This is a genomic window from Musicola keenii (genome assembly GCF_014855505.1).
Classification (GTDB): Bacteria; Pseudomonadota; Gammaproteobacteria; order Enterobacterales; family Enterobacteriaceae; genus Musicola; species Musicola paradisiaca.
The window spans coordinates 25696-46635 of the sequence record NZ_JAAWVW010000016.1 but is presented as its reverse complement, the minus strand read 5'-3'; the positions used below and the strand labels follow the sequence as shown (position 1 = coordinate 46635).

20 protein-coding genes are annotated in these 20940 nt (G+C 56.2%); 14 read left to right on the top strand and 6 right to left on the bottom strand.

Features of this window, described 5'->3' with window-relative positions; genetic code table 11:
• Positions 1 to 33: 33 nt before the first annotated feature.
• A complete protein-coding gene (locus HEP82_RS15375; RefSeq protein ID WP_192458889.1) occupies positions 34 to 1236 on the bottom strand; it encodes a multidrug efflux MFS transporter in 1203 nt (400 codons plus the stop codon).
• A 113-nt stretch (positions 1237 to 1349) separates the two neighbouring features.
• Here HEP82_RS15375 and azuC point away from each other — a divergent pair, with 113 nt between their 5' ends.
• A complete protein-coding gene (gene azuC / locus HEP82_RS20260; RefSeq protein WP_192458888.1) occupies positions 1350 to 1601 on the top strand; it encodes a stress response protein AzuC in 252 nt (83 codons plus the stop codon).
• Between the two features lie 100 nt (positions 1602 to 1701).
• Here azuC and HEP82_RS15365 read toward each other — a convergent pair whose 3' ends face one another.
• Positions 1702 to 2787, bottom strand: coding sequence for a tartrate dehydrogenase (locus HEP82_RS15365; protein ID WP_192458887.1), 1086 nt, complete (start codon positions 2785 to 2787; stop codon positions 1702 to 1704).
• 109 nt (positions 2788 to 2896) lie between these two features.
• Between HEP82_RS15365 and HEP82_RS15360 the strand changes: the two genes are divergently transcribed.
• A complete protein-coding gene (locus HEP82_RS15360; RefSeq protein WP_192458886.1) occupies positions 2897 to 3811 on the top strand; it encodes a LysR family transcriptional regulator in 915 nt (304 codons plus the stop codon).
• 19 nt (positions 3812 to 3830) lie between these two features.
• Here the strand turns inward: HEP82_RS15360 and queF are convergent, their stop codons facing one another.
• The 3 genes from queF to HEP82_RS15345 are packed head-to-tail and all read right to left on the bottom strand — an operon-like array spanning position 3831 to position 6163.
• Positions 3831 to 4673 (bottom strand): NADPH-dependent 7-cyano-7-deazaguanine reductase QueF, encoded by an 843-nt coding sequence (queF, locus tag HEP82_RS15355; protein ID WP_192458885.1) that lies wholly within the window; start codon positions 4671 to 4673, stop codon positions 3831 to 3833.
• Between the two features lie 5 nt (positions 4674 to 4678).
• The gene (locus HEP82_RS15350) at positions 4679 to 5548 is read right to left on the bottom strand and encodes a queuosine precursor transporter (protein ID WP_192458884.1); all 870 of its coding nucleotides are present in this window, start codon (positions 5546 to 5548) and stop codon (positions 4679 to 4681) included.
• A 12-nt stretch (positions 5549 to 5560) separates the two neighbouring features.
• Positions 5561 to 6163 carry a helix-turn-helix domain-containing protein gene (locus HEP82_RS15345; protein ID WP_192458883.1) on the bottom strand — a complete coding sequence of 201 codons (603 nt, stop codon included), beginning with the start codon at positions 6161 to 6163 and terminating at the stop codon, positions 5561 to 5563.
• A 975-nt stretch (positions 6164 to 7138) separates the two neighbouring features.
• Between HEP82_RS15345 and HEP82_RS15340 the strand changes: the two genes are divergently transcribed.
• Positions 7139 to 7645 (top strand): TIGR00645 family protein, encoded by a 507-nt coding sequence (locus HEP82_RS15340; RefSeq protein ID WP_192458882.1) that lies wholly within the window; start codon positions 7139 to 7141, stop codon positions 7643 to 7645.
• A gap of 159 nt (positions 7646 to 7804) precedes the next feature.
• Here the strand turns inward: HEP82_RS15340 and HEP82_RS15335 are convergent, their stop codons facing one another.
• Positions 7805 to 10063 carry a molybdopterin-dependent oxidoreductase gene (locus HEP82_RS15335; protein WP_192458881.1) on the bottom strand — a complete coding sequence of 753 codons (2259 nt, stop codon included), beginning with the start codon at positions 10061 to 10063 and terminating at the stop codon, positions 7805 to 7807.
• 831 nt (positions 10064 to 10894) lie between these two features.
• Here HEP82_RS15335 and HEP82_RS15330 point away from each other — a divergent pair.
• The 11 genes from HEP82_RS15330 (at position 10895) to HEP82_RS15280 (ending at position 20928) form a co-directional block, all read left to right on the top strand.
• Entirely contained in the window at positions 10895 to 11251 is a 357-nt protein-coding gene (locus HEP82_RS15330; RefSeq protein ID WP_192458880.1) for a glycine dehydrogenase, read from the top strand.
• A gap of 40 nt (positions 11252 to 11291) precedes the next feature.
• Positions 11292 to 11648: an SFCGS family glycine-rich protein gene (locus tag HEP82_RS15325; RefSeq protein WP_015854822.1), complete on the top strand. Its 357-nt coding sequence runs from the start codon at positions 11292 to 11294 to the stop codon at positions 11646 to 11648.
• Between the two features lie 2 nt (positions 11649 to 11650).
• The gene (locus tag HEP82_RS15320; protein ID WP_015854821.1) at positions 11651 to 11950 is read left to right on the top strand and encodes a DUF4312 family protein; all 300 of its coding nucleotides are present in this window, start codon (positions 11651 to 11653) and stop codon (positions 11948 to 11950) included.
• A gap of 64 nt (positions 11951 to 12014) precedes the next feature.
• Positions 12015 to 12791, top strand: coding sequence for a DUF4311 domain-containing protein (locus HEP82_RS15315; protein ID WP_015854820.1), 777 nt, complete (start codon positions 12015 to 12017; stop codon positions 12789 to 12791).
• 13 nt (positions 12792 to 12804) lie between these two features.
• Positions 12805 to 13452: a DUF4310 family protein gene (locus tag HEP82_RS15310; RefSeq protein WP_192458879.1), complete on the top strand. Its 648-nt coding sequence runs from the start codon at positions 12805 to 12807 to the stop codon at positions 13450 to 13452.
• Between the two features lie 40 nt (positions 13453 to 13492).
• Positions 13493 to 14626, top strand: a complete 1134-nt coding sequence (locus HEP82_RS15305) for an amidohydrolase/deacetylase family metallohydrolase (RefSeq protein WP_192458878.1) — start codon at positions 13493 to 13495, stop codon at positions 14624 to 14626.
• Entirely contained in the window at positions 14610 to 15731 is a 1122-nt protein-coding gene (locus HEP82_RS15300) for a DgaE family pyridoxal phosphate-dependent ammonia lyase (RefSeq protein ID WP_192458877.1), read from the top strand. The genes HEP82_RS15305 and HEP82_RS15300 overlap by 17 nt, the downstream gene beginning before the upstream one ends.
• Positions 15728 to 16468, top strand: a complete 741-nt coding sequence (gene dagF / locus HEP82_RS15295; protein ID WP_192458876.1) for a 2-dehydro-3-deoxy-phosphogluconate aldolase — start codon at positions 15728 to 15730, stop codon at positions 16466 to 16468. The genes HEP82_RS15300 and dagF overlap by 4 nt, the downstream gene beginning before the upstream one ends.
• A gap of 109 nt (positions 16469 to 16577) precedes the next feature.
• Positions 16578 to 18503: a BglG family transcription antiterminator gene (locus tag HEP82_RS15290; protein ID WP_192458875.1), complete on the top strand. Its 1926-nt coding sequence runs from the start codon at positions 16578 to 16580 to the stop codon at positions 18501 to 18503.
• Positions 18504 to 19114: 611 nt separating this feature from the next.
• A complete protein-coding gene (locus HEP82_RS15285) occupies positions 19115 to 19942 on the top strand; it encodes a hypothetical protein (protein WP_192458874.1) in 828 nt (275 codons plus the stop codon).
• A 692-nt stretch (positions 19943 to 20634) separates the two neighbouring features.
• Entirely contained in the window at positions 20635 to 20928 is a 294-nt protein-coding gene (locus tag HEP82_RS15280; protein ID WP_192458873.1) for a hypothetical protein, read from the top strand.
• The last annotated feature ends 12 nt before the right edge of the window (positions 20929 to 20940 follow it).

The window sequence follows — 20940 nt, the reverse complement described above, 5'->3', positions numbered from 1 at the left end:
GGGCCCGGCGTTGGTTCTGCTAACCGGCTCGGACTATGTCGTCGGCGTCTTTTTCGGCAGCTTGGCGAAGCTGGTCATCAGCTGGATGGCGTTGATCAGCACCAGCAATGCTGTCACCAGGAATACCCAGCGATAGCCCAGCGTGGCGGAAATGCCGGAGCCGAGCAGCGGGCCAAACACGTTGCCAAGGTACATGCAGGACTGGTTGTAACCGAATACGCGCCCCGTTACCTGTTGGCTGCTGTATTTCACCAGCAAGGCTTGTACTGCAGGCATCAGTGCGCCATCGGCAAACCCGAGTGCGAAACGCAGCACGCCAAGCTGAACTGAACTCTGCACGGCGGACATCAGGAAGAACAACAGCGCGCAGAGGAACAGCGCCACGATCAGCACTCGCTGTGAACCGATACGATCCCCCAGCCTGCCGAGGCGTGGCGCGGAAAGTAGCGCCGAGATACCGGGCACTGCCGCAATAATGCCGCTGATAAAGGCGATGTTGTTGGTATCCGGCGTGATCTCGCGGACGAACAGCGCCAAGATCGGGTTGATGGATCCATTAGCCGCTTGGATCATCAACGTTGTCAGGCACAGGCTGATGATAATGAAAGGATAAGGCAGTGCAGCCATGACTTCTTTGCCGCTTAACTGATCTTTTTTGCTGGTGGGCAGCACGTTTTCCCTGATGGCGAACCGGGTGACAAGAAAGCAGGCGAACAACATACCGGAAGTGATAAAGAAGACCATGCGCAGACCGATGTGATCCGCCAGAAATCCTCCCAGTAACGGCCCAAGCAGCACGCCTGCCACCTGCCCGGTGGACAGCGTTCCCAGCGCCCAGCCGCTGCGGCTTCTCGGCACCTGCGAGGCGATCAACGCCATCGCGTTGGGGATATAACCGGACGTCAGCCCCATGAGCGCGCGCAGTAAAAACAGCTGCCAGACGTTAGTCGCCAGGCCTTGCAACGCCATGATCAACGACATGCCCAGTGCGGCGCGCAGCAGCATCAGCTTGCGCCCTTTGCGATCCGCCAGTTTGCCCCATATCGGCGCGACCAGTGCGGAAACCATAAAGGCAGAGCTGAAAATAAGCCCAGACCAGAGATTCAGCGCGGCGTGATCCTGTACGCCCAGATGTTCGATATACAGCGGCAGGAACGGCAAGATCTGACTCATACCCATCCCAGTGAGAAAGCATCCCAGCCAGGCAGAGTAGAGGTTGAGTTTCCAGGTTTCCATAGGGCAGGTAGTTGTTTAGTCAGCTAAGTATCAGTCACCCCTCAGTATGGCTGTTTTTGTTCAGGGCGAGAAATAATTTTATATATCAAAGCATAACTGGGTTCTGATTCTTCATGCTTTTTCGGTTGGCGACGCCAGCGGATATTCTTGTCCCTCCAAGGAACAGGTTCTGGTGCCGATGCGACTTTTTTGTGATTTGGGTCACAAAAAGGTTGTGCTGCGATTCAACAAAACGTACAATCTTTTACCAGAAGTTTTACATTTCCCACACAGTCAAGGTGAACACCGTGCGTAAGTTACTGAAAAAAATCTTCCGTGCTTATATCAATGCATACAAGGATATCCCGCCGGGAGCCATGCATTAATTGCTTCAGCGGAAGAGATTGCTGAAAAGAAGAAAAGGCCGACAGTGATACTGCGGCCTTTTTTGTTGGCTGCTCTTTTTCTGTGTTCTATCGATGAATCTTAGCGCGTCAGTGCAGCGGCGACCGCTTTACCCAGCGACTCGGTATTGCCTTTTCCCCCCAGATCCCGCGTAAGCGGCGCATGTTCCGGCCCGTTGGCCAGCACAGTTTCAATGGCTCTGAGTACGGCGGCGCTGGCGTCATCATGGCCGAGGTGCTCCAGCATCATGGCGCCGCACCAGATCTGGCCGATCGGGTTGGCGATGCCTTTCCCGGCGATATCCGGCGCGGAGCCGTGTACCGGTTCGAACAGGCTGGGGAAGGTGCGGTCGGGGTTGATATTGGCGGACGGCGCGATGCCGATGGTGCCGGTACAGGCTGGGCCGAGATCGGAAAGGATGTCGCCGAACAGGTTGCTGGCGACGACCACGTCGAACCAATCAGGGTGCAGCACAAAATTGGCGGTCAGGATATCGATGTGATACTTGTCGACTTTTACCGCCGGGTATTGTTTGCCCATTTCCGCGACGCGGCTGTCCCAATAGGGCATGGTAATGGCGATGCCGTTGGATTTAGTTGCTGACGTTAAGTGCTTCTTCGGACGTCGCATCGCCAGGTCGTAAGCAAATTTCAGAATACGATCGACGCCGACCCGGGTCATGACCGTTTCCTGAATCACAACCTCCCGGTCGGTACCCGCAAACATGGTGCCGCCGACGCTGGAGTATTCCCCCTCGGTATTTTCCCGCACGATGTAAAAATCGATATCGCCGGGTTGGCGTCCGGCCAACGGCGCTTTGACGCCGGGCATCAGGCGGCAGGGACGCAAGTTGACGTATTGATCGAACTCGCGGCGGAACAGCAGCAGCGATTGCCATAGAGAGATGTGATCCGGCAAGACGTCCGGCCAGCCCACTGCGCCGAAGTAGAGGGCGTCAAAGCCTTTCAGCAGGGAAAACCAGTTGTCCGGCATCATTTTCCCGTGCTTGAGGTAATAGTCGGCGCTGGCGAAATCGAACCACTCCCACTGGAGGTCAAAGCCAAACAGGTCGGCGGCCTGGTTCATGACGCGCACGCCTTCCGGCATCACTTCCTTACCAATTCCGTCGCCGGGAATAACCGCAATTCTGTACGTCGATTGAGACATGGTAGTTCCTTGTCGGGTTGCACTGGGTTAATCGAAAGTGTATTTACTCTATTCCATGTGAACAATTTGGCTTTTCGTTAATCCATTATTGAATAAAAGAGAATAATCGATGAGCGCAACCGACGACTTGCTGTTTTTCAGCCGTATCGCCGCATTGGGCAGCCTGACTGCTGTTGCGCGCGAACTGGGGCTTTCGCTGCCGGCAGTGAGTAAACGCCTGACCCAGTTGGAACAACGGTTGGGCGTGCAGTTGATCCGACGCACTACCCGACGGTTGGATCTGACGTCGGAAGGTCAGCTATATGCGGCGGGTGCGCTGCCCATCCTGAATGAGATTGAGGAACTGGAAGGTGTGGTGCGGCGCAACCAGTTGGCACTGCGCGGTCGGTTAACGATCAATGCATCCTTTGGATTCGGCCGACGTTATATTGCCCCGTTGATATCCTCCTTTTCATTGCAACATCCTGATCTGGATATCCAGCTACAACTGACCAGCCAGCCGCTTAATATGCCGGACAGCGCCGTGGATATCGATATCCGGTTCGGCGAGCCGCCGGATTCACGGCTGGTGGCCCACCGTTTGATGAAAAATCCGCGGGTACTCTGCGCGGCGCCGGCCTATTTGGAGCGGGCGGGCATTCCCCACAATGTGGCGGATCTGTCCAATCATAACTGCCTGATATTGAGACAATATGAGAGCGACTATGGTCTGTGGCGGTTTTATCGCGACGATCAGGAATATACCCACCGGGCGTTCGGCAATCTTTCCAGCAATGATGGCGAGGTGATTATGCGCTATGCCCGAGACGGGCACGGCATCATTCTGCGTTCCCACTGGGATGTCAGCCCCTGGCTGGCGCGAGGGGAGCTGGTAGCGTTATTGACGGAATATACGATCCCCGGTGCGGATGTGTATGCGGTTTATCAACATCGTCGTCATGTTCCGGCGCGTATTACCGCGTTTATCGGTTGGCTCAAGACGCACTTGCCCGTCATCAGCGCTGAACCTGGCGCTGATGACTGAATGGATGCGGATGACTGGATTACTGACGCACCAGCCGGCCCACGGCGGCAACGGCTTCGAAATCACTGCGGAACGGATTGATATCCAACCCGCCGCGGCGAGTATAACGGGCGAAAACGGAGAGTTTTTCCGGCCGGCAGTAACGTTTGATGTCGCTGAAGATGCGCTCGACGCACTGCTCGTGGAACTCGTTGTGTTGGCGGAACGAGATGAGATAACGCAACAGCGCTTCACGATCGATCTGACGCCCTTCGTAGCGGATCAGCACACTGCCCCAGTCTGGCTGGTGAGTCACCAGACAGTTTGATTTCAGCAGGTTTGAACACAGCGTTTCCGCGACAAACGGCGCCTTTTCGGCAATAGCATGTTGTAGGTAGTCCGGGTTGAAATCGTAGTTGTTAACGTCGATATCCAACTCGTCGATGTTGATGCCGGGCAGTGCATCGGTTCCAGCGGGGTAGCCCGCCAGGCCGGGATAGAGCGTAACGCCGACATCGCCGTTGGCGGCGGCGGACAGATCCTTGATCAGTGTGGCGTGCACTTCACCTGCATCGCGAAACCGGGTCTGGTTGAAGCTGTTCAGATACAGCTTGAAGGATTTGGATTCAATCAGGTTCTCGGAACTGGCGGGAATGGTGAACTCGGCGATGCCCACCAGCGGTTTGCCTTTGTGATTCAGCCAGGACAGTTCAAAACCGGTCCAGAGATCGTAGCCGGAAAACGGCAGCGACGCGCCGTCGACCCCGATCAGGTCGCGCCCGCGGGAACGAGGCAGCGCCTCCAATAGCTCCGGCGCGTAGTGATCCGGGTAGCTGGAGCGGACGCCTAAATGGGTAATGTGGTCGTTTTCGGTAATGTGCATATCACTCAGTTCCTTGCTGGTATGGCATTGATATAAGTTCTGAACAGTCTCCGTGTACCGTAGATGGGGCCGACGCCCAGCACCGCGTAGACCACTTTGATCAGCAGTTGCGACATAATCATCACCTTGATGACGTCAACACTCAGCACATTATAGAACGCCACGGTGCAGAAGATAACGCTGTCGACCGCCGAGGCGGTGACGGTGCTGGTGATCACACGAATGAACAGGTAGCGCGACTTGGTCAGGATCTTGATTTTATGCAGCACCCAGGCATTGATGTTTTCTGAAATCAGGTAGGCCAGCGAGGAGGCGACCAGCACGGACATGATGTTTTCGACAATACCGTTGTAGGTTTTCCCGAATTCCCATTCCGGCAGGCTGGGGGTAAGGCTGGTGCACCATAGGCTGAGCACAAAAAACAGATTGGAGAAGAACGCAATGAAAATGGTGCGGCGGGCAAGACGTAACCCATAGAATTCATTGAGAATATCGACAAGTATGAAGGTCAGCGGATAGATAAATATCGCGGTCGGAACCACCATATTCAGCCAAGGGACGAAAATAGGCTTGCTGCCGGCGATGTTGGAAAAAATATAGATGACGCTTAGCGCCACGCTGATCAGTAAATAGGCATACCAGGAGCGCTCGTTGCGATCGGCGATTTCATAGGCCGTGGTGATTTCTTTGCCGGAATAGAGCTTTTTATAAAGCGCATTGAGTTCATGCCGGCTGAGATCATCGGATATTTCGCTGTCCACCAGTTCCTTGAGGTTCATACTGATGGTTTTGCCGGTGGACAATACCATGACATTGGCGGAGAGCTCCCCACAGTGATTGAACCCTAACAGTTTGAATTTCTTGTTCGAATCCATTTAAAGCCTTTCCTAAATGATATAACCGAGCAGGATGAGTCCGGTCGTTCTTTTCCTGTCGGTCATAGAGAGCGGGTCGGGATGCTCGACGATAAAGCCTGTTTTCTCGGAATAACACAGCATCGGCGTATTCATCACCAATGCGGGTGGGCGACGGATAACCAGTACGGCACCGGGTGAAAAACCGGTTCCGATCGAGGATTCGATTTTGACCGCCACCATGTTGGACTCTTCGCCGAAGAAATAGGTGAGCGGGTACTGCACGGCCAACTGGCCTATTTTGCAGCGTAGCGTCGACAGCAGATCGGATTGAGGGATGATGGGGATCGCGGACGGATTCTTATTGCCTTCAAAAGACAGGGTATTGTTGAGTTGTTCAACTCTTTCCAGATCATAATCTTCGATTTCTTCGCAGGACACGCCGAAAAAATCGGAAATGCGATTAATCGTTGCCTGTTGGACCCGATTAACTCGCCCGTCCAGAATTTTATAGATTGTGGTGCGGGTAACGCCGGTTCGGTTGGAAAATGAAGCCTTGGTTTCACCCCGGGTACGCATCAGGTATTCAATATTTTTAATGATATTAATTTTACGCTGAGCATTTGATGTTTTCATGTTCATCCCTTTCAAGACACGTTCCCAGACGCGACCATCTTAAGCGCAAATGTTGGCGTCATGTACCTTTTTAAGTATGAATTTATGCGATGCGGCGAACGCCTTCCACGGGTAAAAAAAGCGTGAACAATCAATAAAAGGTAAGTGTTATTAATTTGTTTATGACAGCTGTTACTTGAATCTCTAAAAGGAAACACTAAATGAAATTTTATGTATATTAATGTGTTGACTTAAACATTTGCGTTGATATACCGTTTAGGCAATGTGATGGGTTTTGATACAAAACCATCACATTAATAATGAATAAACAAAGCGTTCTTTTTGCGCCTGACCGGGAAGTACCGGCATTTTCCGGGGCTTGAAAACCGACAGAAAAGCACCCCGAAACGGAATGCCCAGCCGTGCACTGAAAGGCGGATGCTTCACGGCAGGCGCGGTTTTTCTTCATTTTGATTAACGGAGCACTGTCATCCCCTAACACCAGGGAGCCCAAGAAAGGATGCTTGTATTTCCGGTTGTGTGAAAATACAGGGAACGTGAATCCTATCTGATGCCAGCGATGACAGTCTCTATGGATATGCCCCGGTAACGGGGCATATTTCTGATGAGCGTTTTTCTTTCCTGCTTTTCCCCTGCATCTGCCGTTTAGCGCGTTGAGCGTATTCGCATTGAACAGCAATTATTACCTGATCACCGCGCTCCCTTTGCCTCTTGATTCCGACCTGAAATTTGCTGATGGCTGTGGAATATTGCGCGCCGGTTCGCGCCTGAACCCCGTGTTGGGATGTAACGGTATGCGTGAGCCAGAGAGGCGGCACCGATCTCAGACAATGCACCGAAAGCCGAAGGTAAAAACGGTGATTTTCATGATTATTTTCTTTTAAATCATTGTGATGTCGAATTTTATAAATTGATAACACCCGGTTAGCATTTTTCGCTATGATGCTGCCCTTCTCCCCAGGTTTTGTGAGTGTTATGGAACGTTTTCTTGAAAATACGATGTATGCGGCTCGCTGGGTATTAGCGCCGGTTTATCTTGGTTTATCGCTGGGCTTGATAGCGCTGGCGGTCAAGTTTTTTGAAGAGATCTGGCTGGTATTGCCGAATGTGTTTGCTATCGCCGAGTCTGACTTGATTTTGATGCTGCTCTCGATGGTCGATATGACGCTGGTCGGCGGCCTGCTGGTGATGGTGATGTTCTCCGGTTATGAGAACTTTGTATCGGCGTTGGATATCGGTGAGGACAAGGAAAAACTCAACTGGCTGGGCAAAGTTGACTCCGGTTCGCTGAAAAACAAAGTCGCGGCGTCGATTGTCGCCATTTCCTCCATCCATCTGCTGCGGGTCTTTATGGATGCCAAAAACGTTCCGGATAACAAGCTGATGTGGTATGTGATTATCCATCTGACGTTTGTGCTGTCGGCGTTCGTTATGGGCTATCTCGACCGATTGTCCCGTCAAGATAAAAACGCCGCCCACTAACCGCTCGCTCTATCGGATAACCGCCGCTTGCTTAAGCGCGAAGATATCGCTGATACGCCGGGGAAAAAAGCCGCCAGAGAAAGGCGTTTCCCCGGCGTTTTATTGTACATAGCGATATTGTATCGAGCGGTATTGCACAGCGCCGCTGGTTAGGCCGCATCAGGCCGCAATAACCTCCACCAGACAACTCATGGCGTTCGGCCCCTGCGTCAGCGGCGAGCTGCCCATATCCCGCGTCAACACGTTGGCATTGCCGGATTGCTCGACCTCAAACCATTCCGTCTGACCAAACCCAGGATTGAACCAGGCGCCGGTGGCCATGATCACCACGCCCGGCGCGACGCCGTCGGTAATCTGCACGCCGGCGTAAATCCGGCCGCGGTTATTGCGCACCTCCACCCGGCTGCCGTCGGCAATACCGCGTGTCTGTGCGTCCTGCGGGTGCATGTAGAGGGTTTCGTGCCCGGCGGTTTTATTGGCCGCCACCTGCGGCGTACTGCCCAACTGGCTGTGCAGCCGGTCGGCGGGTTGGATGGAAATAAAATGCAGCGGCCATTCGCTCACGCCCGGCGCGCCCAGCCATTCCGCCGGCGGTTGCCATTGCGGATGCGGCGCGAAATCGGTGTAGCCATACCCGGCGATGGTATCGCTAAACAGCTCGATTTTGCCGCTTGGCGTTTGTAATGGGTGCGATTGCGGATCCTGTCGAAATGACGCGAAGAACACGAATGGCGCCTCGTCCATGGGGATATCCACATATCCCTGCTGCCAGAAGCCGTCGAAATCCGGCCATTTTCCCCCTGCCGTACCTTGACGCTGACGGCAATCATCATACAGCGTCTCCAGCCATTGGCGCTCACCACGCCCCAGCGTGAAATCGTGGCCATAGCCGAGGCGTTCCGCCAGCTCGCTGAAAATATCGTAGTCGTTGCGCGCCTGGTGTTGTGGCGCAATTGCCTGATGCATGGCGAAAATGAAGCGATCGCGGGAAGAACCGCCCAGATCGTTACGTTCCAGCGAGGTGGTGGCGGGCAAGACGATATCCGCCATCTGCGCCGCCGCCGTCCAGACGATATCCTGCACAACCACGGTATCTGGCCGCCGCCAGCCCTCCACCAGCCGGTTGAGCTGTTGGTGATGATGGAACGGGTTGCCGCCAGCCCAGTGGATCAGGTGGATGTCGGGATAAGTACGGGTTTCGCCGCAGAAGGTGTAGCGTTCGCCGGGGCACAGCAGCATATCGGCGATACGCGCGACCGGAATGGCCTGTCCGGGGTTCGGCGCCGATGGCGATGTGGGCGCGGGCGACGTTATGCGCTCGTTACCGACGCTGTTCATCGAGCCGTGGCCGAAAGAGAAACCGCCGCCCGGTAGCCCCACTTGCCCCAGCATGGCGGACAACGCGATCATCATCCAGTAGGGCTGTTCGCCACGATGGGCGCGTTGCACCGAATAGGCACAGGTGATGAAACTGCGCACGCCGATTAACTGGCGGGCCAGCCGCTCGATACGCGCTTGCGGAATGCCGGTAATGGCGCTGGCCCATGCCGGCGTTTTGGCGATGCCGTCGCTGCGGCCGTTGAGGTAGTCGCGCAGCTGCGGATAGCCGACACAGTGACGCGCCAGAAAATCCCGGTCTTCCGCTGCCAGCCGCTGGATTTCGTAGCCCAACGCCAGCATCAACGCCACGTCGGTGTTGGGGCGAATCGGGATCCATTCGGCATTGACGAACGCCGGGCAGTCGTCGCGCATCGGGCTGATGTTGATCACCGGAATATGGCGTGCCACCAGCCTTTCCAACGCCGGTTTTAGCGAATGGTGGCCGGCGCCGCCGGAGGCGACCTGCGCATTTTTCAGCGCCAGCCCGCCAAAAGCGATAAACAATTGACAGTGTTCGGCCACACTGCGCCACTCGGTCACTTTGCCCGTCAGCGGGTGGAAGGTGCCGATGACATAAGGCAGAAAAAACTGCGCCGCGCCCCAGCTGTAATTACCGGTCTGGTCAACGGCGCCGCCGCCGGAGAAATAGAAGCGACGCACCTGCGAGCGGGCATGATGGAAACGGCCGGCGGAAGACCAACCGTAGGAACCGGCGAACAAGCCGTCGGCACCGTACAGTTCGCGGACGCGGCGGTTTTCCTGCGCCACCAGATCCAACGCGGTATCCCAAGACACCTCCACAAAAGGTTCCTTGCCGCGCAGGCTGCGATCGCTATGCTCCCGTTTTTCCAGCCAGGAGCGGCGTACCGCCGGGCGGCGGATGCGTTTCTCGTTGTAGACCAGCGGCACAATCGACTCCAGCATCGGCGACGGATCCGGGTCGTCAGCGAAAGGCTCGCAGCGAATCAGACGGCCGTCCTCGACAACGGCAGTGAATGCCCCCCAATGGGCGAGGTGTGGATAGCGCTGGATGGTCATAACGTCCTCAGTTTTTTCGCGGTGCGCTCGGCAGATCAACCGGTGGTGTTTCTCATTATTGCTTAGGATGATAACGATATGCGCAGACTGTCGCCAGCGGGGGGATATGCCATTTTTGTATGCCTTATACCCGTCATACTTCAGGCTGCAGGTGCGTTGGCGGCGTTTGCTCACCCGAATCACTTACTGGAGTAAGCTCATCGGGATTCGCGCACTTGCCGCCTTCCTGCAACCTGAATTATTTAGGGTATCCCCGTCAAACCTCAGGCCGCAGGTGTATTGTGAAAGACGCAGATTATTTTGGGGAGATCACTGATCCCAATAAACGTTTATTCCGATAAGGCGTTTCATTGGGTAAGAACGAACGATGGGGTAAACATATTGCTGCTTCACGGGTGCGATAAAATATTCCATTCCTGTCGGCGGATTATTATTTAAACGGCATGGCCGTCGTTGTTCATCTTAGGTTTTGTGATGTTCTTCGCAGAATGAATATCTCCTATTTCCAGAGACCAGAACTGGCGCGCGAGTCCGGAAACTTACTGTTTTTCATCGTTTTTTCTTATGCTTTGTCGTTTTGCGCTATAAGAATTTCTAATTTCTTCTGCGACGAGGAAATAAATCCGATGAGCGTAACATTCTGTTATTTATTCGCTATTTCTCCCTGAGCATTTCCCTCGCTGCGTAGTTATTTCCGCGGATCGGGTGGTGAAAAAACATTTCCACTTTGAAGTGGAAAAAGTGTGTCTACACATCATGTCGGGGCGGCATTACTTTCTGAACAACACGCATGGCTGACATATATCCGTAACAGGAAACAGGAGCAACAAGGTGAGTAACGGAGCGGTAACGGTCAACGCAGCAGTAAGCCCTGAGGTGATTCAGCAATTGGCCGATCGTGTGATGGCGCAAATCGGCGGTCTGTTCGCCGCCAGAGCGATTACGCCTAACGGGGTGCAGCAACAGATGCTGCTGTCGCATGTCCGGGCAATGGCTCGACGTTCGCTGACGGGGGAGCCGCTGCCGGAGGTGGAGGAATCACTGTTCGAAGAAATTTCAGACAGTTCGATGCAACTGGCGCAGCAGGTGGTGGATTTGTTCGGCAATCTGCCGGTGGAGGAAAGCTGGCTGCTTTCGGTTCATTTTGAAGTCGCGAAAGAAAACAGCGCGTCGGAGGGCGGCGCCTGAGCCGTCAACGTGTCGACATGAATAAAACAAGGGGCGAAGCATGGTAACGGTAGTGATAGGCGATCGGTTGGGGAAAGGGCAGAAGGTTGCCGCAGGCGTGGAACGTGCCGGCGGCCGTGCCGTTGTCGTGCCGGGCGTGGCGGCGGACATGAAGCTGGGGGATGTGATGAAGGCGGAAGGTGCGGACTTCGGTATCTCCTTTTGCGGCAGCGGCGGCGCAGGCGCCATCACCGCGCAGAACAAGTACGGCTACAAGGCCAAGCACGGGATGCGTTCGATTGAAGAGGGCGTGACCGCCATCAACGAGGGTGCGCTGGTGTTGGGCTTCGGCTTTATGGACAAAGAAGAACTGGGGGAAAAGCTGGTGCAGGCCTGGAATCGGAAATACGGCGGCTAACCATGAAAGAGCAATTCACGACCACCGTACACGTCAGCGGCAGCGGCGACAGCAAGGCCAAAGCGTTTTCCGACGCGCTTAGCCGGGTGCAAAGCACGCTTCTGCGCGCTACCGATAAGGTGCTGCTGCGTATTGAGCCCCAGGACGTGAAGGTGCTTCGAGCCCAGGAACAGGTCAAAAACGAAAAATTTCTGTTCTTTTTTCTGGCACGGCAACGTCGGTACTACCGGGTTGAGCTGGAAATCACCGTCAGCGTGACCGCTATCAACACGCAGAGTGTGACGTTCACGACGACGGAATAGCGCGCGTTTCCGCACAGCGGAACGGGCATAACAATGTGGGGCGATAAAACGAAAGGAAAAACAGATGTTTTTAATAATTTTGTTGAAGTCGTTAATCATCGGGGGATTGGTTGGCGTAGGGGTCGGCGCAGGTGCTGCCCGCATGTTTCATGCGCCGGTCACGCAAGGCATGGGGGCGTTTCGCACTCTGGGGGAGCTTAACTCCTGCGAGGGCGATCCGGCTTCCCATTTCTCGTTCGGGCTAGGGTTTTTCTTCAATGCCTGGGCATCGTCGGTGGCGGCGGGTTCCTTCACGCAGGATGTGGATCACCGCATTCTGCCGAACTGGGGCGCCGCAGCACTGATGATGAAAAACCGCAACGTGGCCGAGACGCTGCACGACCCGAAAAAAATGGCCATTGCCTGCGGCATCGTCGGCATGGTGGTGGTGGCGTTTCTGAACTCCACCGCCTCCGCCGTGCCTGCTGCGTTGCAGGTGACGGCGGTGAAAGTGCTGGTACCCGCCGCTAACCTGCTGGTGAACACCGTGATGCCGGTAATTTTCTGGTTGGCCGCTATCGACGCGGGCAAAAAATCCGGGTTCTGGGCCACCATTTTCGGCGGACTGGCGCAACTGATTATGGGTAACGCCGTACCGGGGCTGGTACTGGGCATTCTGATCGGCAAGGGCGTGGAAGAGAGCGGCTGGAACAAAGTCACCAAGGTGATGATGGCGTCCATCGTACTGCTGTTCGTGCTGAGCGGTTTCTTCCGCGGCTTTGATATGAAACTGCTGCAGTCGTTCCAGTTGGGCATTCCGGACTGGATGACGCTGATCCACAACGCCCTCAGCGGCAAGTAACAGGAGCGAGACAATGGACGAGACGAAAAAAGGTTTCTGGTACGCCGACTGGTCGTTCCCGATTTTTGTCGGGTTGCTGTCGGCCGGCGTGTTCGCTGGAACGCACATGTACTACCTGTACGGCATCGGCGCGTTTAACGAAGTGGCGTTCGTATCCATGCTGCGATCCGGCATTTCCACCGGCGTGTACGGCGCGGTGGCGGCGTTCGGCGCCAGCTTCCTGTTTGCCCGCATCATCGAAGGGTCGCTGGTGGGTATTCTGGATATCGGCGGTGCGATCCAAACCGGTGTCGGGCTGGGCGTACCGGCGTTGCTATTGGGTGCCGGTATCGTATTCCCGGTGGCGAACTTCGCCGCATCGTTGCTGACCGGCCTGGTGCTGGGGCTGGCGATCGGTTACGTCATCATTCTGGCGCGCAAGTTTACCGTCAACCAGAGCGATTCCACCTACGGCGCTGATGTGATGATGGGTGCGGGCAACGCTTCCGGCCGTTTTCTGGGGCCGTTGATCATCCTGTCGGCCATGTCGGCGTCGATCCCCATCGGGCTGGGATCGTTGGCCGGCGCATTGCTGTTCTACCTCTGGAGCAAGCCGATTACCGGCGGTGCGATTCTGGGGGCGATGATTTTGGGCGCCATCTTCCCGGTCGCTATCAGTTGAATCTGTTCCGGCTGGCGCGGCCAGCCGGTCAGGAGGATCTATGTTCGATCTGATTATTCGCCGCGCCCGTTTGCCCGATGAGCGGCAGACGGATGTGGCGATCCTCGACGGCCGGATCGCCGCCGTCGGCGAGATCGTCGGGGCGGCGCGGCAGGAGCTGACGTTAGCGCAGGACGTGTACCTCAGCGCGGGCTGGATAGATTCGCACGTACATTGCTATCCGAAGTCCCCCATTTATCACGATGAACCGGATCGCGTCGGCATCGATACCGGCGTGACCACTGTCATTGATGCCGGCAGCACCGGCGCCAACGATGTGGATGATTTCTATGCGCTGGCGTCGCAGGCGTCTACCCGGGTGCAGGCGCTGCTCAATGTCTCCCGCATCGGGCTGATTACCCAGGCGGAACTGGCCAATCTCGACGATATCGACGGCGATGCCGTCTGCGATGCGGTTCAGCGGTTGCCTGATTTTATCGTCGGCCTCAAGGCACGCATGAGCAGCAGCGTAGTGGGACGCAACGGCATTGAACCGCTGCATCTTGCCAAGAGCATTCAACAGCGCTGCGGCGGGTTGCCGCTGATGGTGCACGTCGGCAATAACCCGCCGGATCTGGATGAGATCGCCGGGCTGTTGAGCGCCGGCGATATTCTGACCCACTGCTACAACGGCAAGCCGAACCGGATGTTGACGCCGGCCGGCGAGCTGCGCGCGGCGATGCAAGCGGCGCTGGCGCGCGGTGTGCGGCTGGATGTCGGGCACGGTTCCGCCAGCCTCAGCTTTGACGTCGCGCGGCAAGCCATCGCCCAGGGCATCCTGCCGGACACCATCAGTTCGGATATTTATTGCCGCAATCGGCTGGATGGCTCCGTGCGCAGTCTGGCGCATGTGATGTCCAAATTTCTCGCGCTGGGCATGACGTTGCCGCAGGTGATCGACCGGGTAACGTGCAACGCGGCGCAAGGGCTGCATTTACAGCGCCGAGGGCGACTGTCGCCGGGGTTTGACGCCGATCTGACGCTGTTCCGGCTACGCGAAGGCGACGTGCCGTTGGCGGATTCGGACAATGTCCTGTTGCAGGGGAACCGCACTTTGATACCACTGGCCGCCATGGTGGCGGGCCGGTGGTTCATGACCGATGAAGGAAAAAAGCATCATGTCTTCAATGTATGAAAAGTACGGCCTGAAGCCGGTAATTAACGCCTCCGGCCGTATGACCATTCTCGGCGTCTCGACGCCGGCGGATGACGTAGCGGAGACCGTGCGTTACGGCCTCGGCCACTATTTCGAGATGAAGGATCTGGTCGATAAAACCGGCGCCTACATCGCCCGCCTGCTGGAGGTGGAAAACGCGGTGGTGGTGTCCTGCGCGTCGGCGGGGATCGCCCAGTCGGTCGCGGCGGTGATTGTCAAAGATAACGACTGGCTGCTGGAAAACCTGCACGCTGCGCCGCTGACCATTCCACACGATATCGTGACGCCGAAAGGCCACAACGTGAATTTCGGCGCGCCGGTGGGCACCATGGTGCAACTGGGCGGCGGCCGGTTGGTGGAGGCGGGTTACGCCAATGAGTGCTCCGCCGCGCAGCTCTCCGCTGCGGTAACGCCGCAGACCGCCGCGATTCTGTATATCAAATCCCACCACTGCGTGCAGAAAAGCCACCTCAGCGTGGCGCAGGCTGCGGCGGTGGCGCGTGAACACCAGGTGCCGCTGATTGTCGATGCCGCCGCCGAAGAGGATCTGCGCTGTTATTACCGCGACGGCGCGGATCTGGTGATCTACAGCGGCGCGAAAGCGCTGGAAGGGCCCACCAGCGGGCTGGTGATTGGCCGTCGTCAATACGTCGAGTGGGTAAAACGTCAATCCGCCGGTATCGGCCGCGCCATGAAAGTGGGCAAAGAGGGAATTCTGGGGCTGACGCAGGCGATTGAAAACTATCTGAGCCAGAGCCGCCCGAGCGGCGCCGAGATGGTGGCGAAGATGACGCCCTTCATCGACGGGCTCAATCAACTGCCCGGCGTACAGGCGAGCGTGGTGTGGGATGCGGCGGGGCGCGATATCGCCCGTACCGAAATCCGGCTGGACGAAACCGTCATCGGCCAGTCGACGGCGGCACTGGTGCAGGCGCTGAAGGCCGGCGATGTCGCCATTTACTTTCGCGGCTACAAAGCCAACGAGGGCAAAGTAGAGGTGGACGTGCGCAGCGTTACGCCGAATCAGCTTGAAATGATTATCGACCGTCTGCGTGCGGTTATTGCCGGAGGAACACGCGCATGACGTTGACGCCGAAGTTTTATCAGGATCGTCTCTGCCTGAACGTACTGGCCGGTTCCAAAGCCAATGCCCGTGAGATCTGGCAGGCGGCGGAAGGCTATGTGCTGGTGGGCGTGTTGTCGAAGAACTACGCCAGCGTGCCGGACGCGGTGGCGGATATGCGCGAATACGCCGCGCTTATCGATAATGCGCTGTCGGTAGGGCTGGGCGCGGGCGACCCGAATCAGTCGGCGATGGTCAGTGAGATTTCCGCCGCACTACAACCGCAACACGTAAACCAGGTATTCACCGGCGTGGCCGCCAGCCGGGCATTGCTAGGCCAATCTCAGACGGTGGTCAACGGGTTGGTGTCGCCCACCGGCGAGGTCGGCAAGGTGAAAATTTCCACCGGGCCGCGCAGTTCGCGTCAGGCGGACGGCATCGTGCCGGTGGCGACCGCCATTGCCATGTTGCAGGATATGGGCGGCAGCTCAGTCAAATATTTCCCAATGGGTGGGCTGGCGGCGATCGACGAGTTTCGGGCAGTGGCGGAAGCCTGCGCCAAACAGGATTTCTGGCTGGAGCCGACCGGCGGTATCGATTTGCATAACTATGAAGCGATTGTCCAGGTGGCGTTGGACGCCGGGGTCAGCAAAATCATCCCGCACGTCTATAGTTCGATCATCGATAAAGCCAGCGGCGATACCCGCCCTGATGATGTGCGGGAACTGCTGGCGATGACCCGACGCTTGCTGGCGTAAGCCTGTCAGTATGTGGCGAGCGCGTTCCTGTTGCGTGGTCGGCATGATGACCCGAGCGGTATGATGAATAACGGGAGCGGTTGCCGCTCCCGAACGACGGATAACCACAGTGCGATTTTCCAACCCAAGACTGGCCCAATTGTTTGACCTGCTGAAAAACGAACCGCTGCCCCAGGATGAGCTGGCGCGGCGTCTTGCGGTATCGACGCGCACCGTGCGTACCGATATCTCGCAGATCAACGAGTTATTGGCGCAACATGGTGCGCATTTGGTGCTCAGTCGCGGGGTCGGGTATCAGTTACAGATTCAGGATGCGCAACGCTACGCCTGTTGGGAAGCGACCCAGACCGCGGCGATGCCCACCCGCGTGCCGCGTACCTCGACGGAGCGGGTGCAGTCGCTGTTGGTGCGTTTTCTCACCTCGGCGTTCGCGTTCAAGCTGGAGGATGTGGCCGAGCGCTGGTTCGTCAGCCGTCCTACCCTGCAAAGCGATATGGCGGAGGTGCGGGAAGTGCTGGGACGTTATCACTTGTCGATCGAAACCCGGCCGCGCTACGGCATGAAGCTGTTGGGCAGCGAAGTGTCGATCCGCACCTGCCTGACCGATTTGGTGTACCAGATGGTGCAGGACGACGGCGGGGAAGCGCCGACACTGCCGCCGACGGCGCTGGATCGCGAGACGCTGAGCCGTTTGCAGGTGATTCTGCACGATGTGTTCTCGCGCAGCGGCATTCGGATGACCGACGAGGCCGAATGCTATCTGGGGCTGTATTGCGCGGTGGCGATCCGTCGCATCGGCGAGGGGTACCCGTTGTCCGACTTTACCGCCGAGGATGTGGACGACGATGTGCGGGAAGCGGCGCACCAGTTGATCAGCGTAATGCGCGCTATGACCGGCAAGGCGATTTCCGCATCGGAGGAAGCTTATCTGCGGGTGAACCTGGCGGCGCGCCGGATTCAGGAGCTATCCGGCAATGCCAGCGCCATCAGCCCTGACGACGGCGAATCGCTGGTGGACTACATCCTGAGTTACATCAACACCCACTACAACTTCAACTTGCAGAACGATCCGCAACTGCGGGCAGATCTGCTGACGCACATCAAGACCATGATCACCCGCGTGCGTTACCAGATAACCATCCCTAATCCGTTGCTGACCAATATCAAACAGCACTACCCGATGGCCTACGATGTCACACTGGCGGCGGTGTCGAGCTGGAGTAAGTACACGCCCTATGTGATCAGCGAAAACGAAGTGGGTTTTCTGGTGCTGCATATCGGCGTCGGGCTGGAGCGGCACTACGACGTGGGGTATCAGCGTCACCCGCAGGTGCTGTTGGTGTGCGACACCGGCAATTCCACCATCCGTATGATTCAGGCCATGCTGTGGCGGCGCTATCCGCAGATGGTGGTGAACAACATCATTTCGCTGCGCGACTACCGTACTTTGCCGGAGGTGGAAGAGGATTTTGTCATTTCCACTACCCGGTTAACGGAGAAGGGCAAACCGGTGTTGGTGATGTCGCCGTTTCCCACTGACTACCAACTGGAGCAGCTCGGGAAGCTGGTGTTGGTGGATCGCACCCGGCCTTACATGCTGGAGAAGTTTTTCGACCGACAGCACTTTTGCATCATCGATCAGCCGATGGATCAGGCGACGCTGTTCCGCACGCTGTGCGGCCAACTGGAGCGCGAAGGGCGGGTGGACGGCGATTTCCACGCCTCGGTGGTGGAGCGCGAGGCCATCGTCAGCACCATGCTGGGAGAAGGCATCGCGCTGCCGCACTCGCTGGGGCTGATGGCGCGGGAAACCGTGGTGTTTACCGTGCTGGCGCCGCAGGGTATCCCCTGGGGCGATGAAACCGCCTACGCGATCTTTTTGCTGGCGATCAGTAAAAGCGAATATGAAGAAGCGATGGCGATCTACGACCTGTTCGTCACCTTCATGCGCGAGCGGGCGATGGCCCGGCTGCGGGAATGCCCGGACTTCGACAGCTTCAAAGCGGTGGCGATGGACTGCCTGAGCCGTTTGTAGCGACGTCGCAACGGCAGTAGAGTGGGACGGTGTCTTTTCGGCTCCGGAGATAATGTGACCTCCCGCATTCCTCCCTTACCCACCTTGAAAGCGTTTCTGGCCGCCTGCCGTGCCGGGAGTTATACCGCTGCCGCTAGGCGACGAGTATCGCCATTACCTCGATGATTTCCTGACGCTGCGTTAGCGGATGCCGTCCCACAACATCGATAGCCTGGTGATCCGCCGTATGCGTCCAATGGTCGCTGGCGTTGACGGCCGGACAGGCGCAGCACGAAGCGGTTGCCGATGAAGATGCTGATAATCATCAGGCCGTTCATGGCGATACTCTCTTATGTCGATACTCTCTGTGGAAAAGGCCCTTCGAGCATAACGGTATGAAATGGGAATATCCCTGGCGAAAAAATCACGTACATGTACGTGTTTTTCACTCATTACTCGGGGAGAACATCGTGCCGCCGGGGCGTTCGTATTATGATGAATAGCTTCTGAATGGAGTCAGGCGCGGGTTTTAGGGCCTGGCGAAAAGAGCAGGCAATGGGGATGCGTGGGTCGGCCGTTTTTCGGCGCGGCGGAAGCCTCGATATCCTCCCAACATAACAAGGTGCCGCAATATGAATCTGGTGCATTTTCTTGGCAAACAAGTGCTTGGCGTTTTGGCTGCCTATCAGCACAGCAATGTGGTGATCCACGTTTGCGGGGTTTATCCCCGTAGTGACAATAGCCTAAAGGTGTTTTTCCCCAAGGGGCATGCACTGGCGGTGGGCGATCTGGCGACACTGCATCTGGACAACCGTACCGGCGTGGATGAGTTCGATGCCAACATTTCGGTATACCGCGCCTCTTACAAAGGCCGGGTGGCCGCGGTGGAGGATGACTGGGTGTTGCTGACGCCGCGTGAGTGCCAGTTGATGTATGGCCTGAACGTAGTGCTGGATATTCGTGAGCCGGGCTATGCCTATCCCCGTGATGAACGGCCGGAACATCCGGTGCCGTATACGCCTTTGCTGACCTTGCCGGACACCGAAAACCGTGATTTTTCCAACAAGGTGGGCGTGCTGGTGACGATGGCGGAAGAGCAGCCGCATACCACGGTACTGGCGTTCCTCTCCTCGGTGGAGGACGACGTTTTCCTGATTACCTTCCCGGAAACCTTCAAGTCCAAACAACTGAAACGCAATCCCCACTGTTTCTTCGCCATGGACGAACGTGCACGTTACACCTTTGAGCGCTCAATCGAGTGGAATTACACCCTGATTGAGGGTGATGCCCATCTGATTGCCCATGACACGCCGTTGTTTGAGGAAGTTCGCCATGCTTTCATCAACAAGAACCCGTGGGAAATGGCGTTTTTCCTGCGCGCCGATCTGGAGATGTACCACATCAAGAGCCGTCAACTGGTGTGTCCGGGGTCGCGTCAGCCGATCAACGGCCACGATTGAGCATCAGAGAATCTTTCGCTTAACCTGGCAGACCGCGCCGTAATATTCGATACGGCGGGCGATGCGTTAATGGGCAAAAACGGCGGCATCGTGAGGCCTCTTTCATGGGACTCTGCCGCCGTTGTTTGGGATCGTTCCCGGTTTGAAACCTTTATATCCGCTTGATTCACGTCGATTGGCTCGCGGTAGTTGTCCGTAGCCGCGCCGGCAAAGGTTTGCACCAGCCTGCATGACGGGGCGTCGTCGGCGTTCGTTCGCTGTCATGACTCGCTGAAATCAGCGCATCGAAATGATCACCTGTCTGCCACTCGAATTATTGAGGGTATATGTGAGAGTGATATTGATGATATTTAAATGAATTATTCCTGATAATAACATTAATACTAATTAGACTAATTATTTTCTGTTGGTGGATGGGGTTTTGTTTTTGAGTAAATATATTTTTTCGATTTCATTACTATATTAAATGCTATTTCTGAGCTTGCCGGTTATTCATTCCGCAACTACGCTTATTTCATCGTTCTTTGGGGAGCAACCGAAGGACGGATTGGTATAAATATTGTGTTTTAATTGCTGGCGTATTGATGTCGCCCCTGACTCTTATTCCTTTCTGGGTTAATTTCGGAGGGCTCTTTGCGTTTGCAATTTAACTATTCAGGATGTGAATTTATCTACTTGATAAGGTGAAAATAATGGCAACTCAACTCGCTGGTGGTTGGACTCCGTTTCACGATCTGGATGCGACGGACAAATCGTTATTTGAAACCGTGGTAGGGCGCTTGCTGGGCGTGCACTACACGCCGCTGTTCGTCGCTACACAGGTTGTGAACGGCACCAATTATTCCTTTTTGACCAAAGCGGTAGCCGTTTATCCAGAGGCGCCGACTAAAATCGTCAAAGTCTATGTTTATCAACCGCTGAAGGGCGATGCCCATATAACCGCGTTTGAGGATGTGCCTCCGCAGCATACTACCCATATTTCTTGATATTAGGGCCGA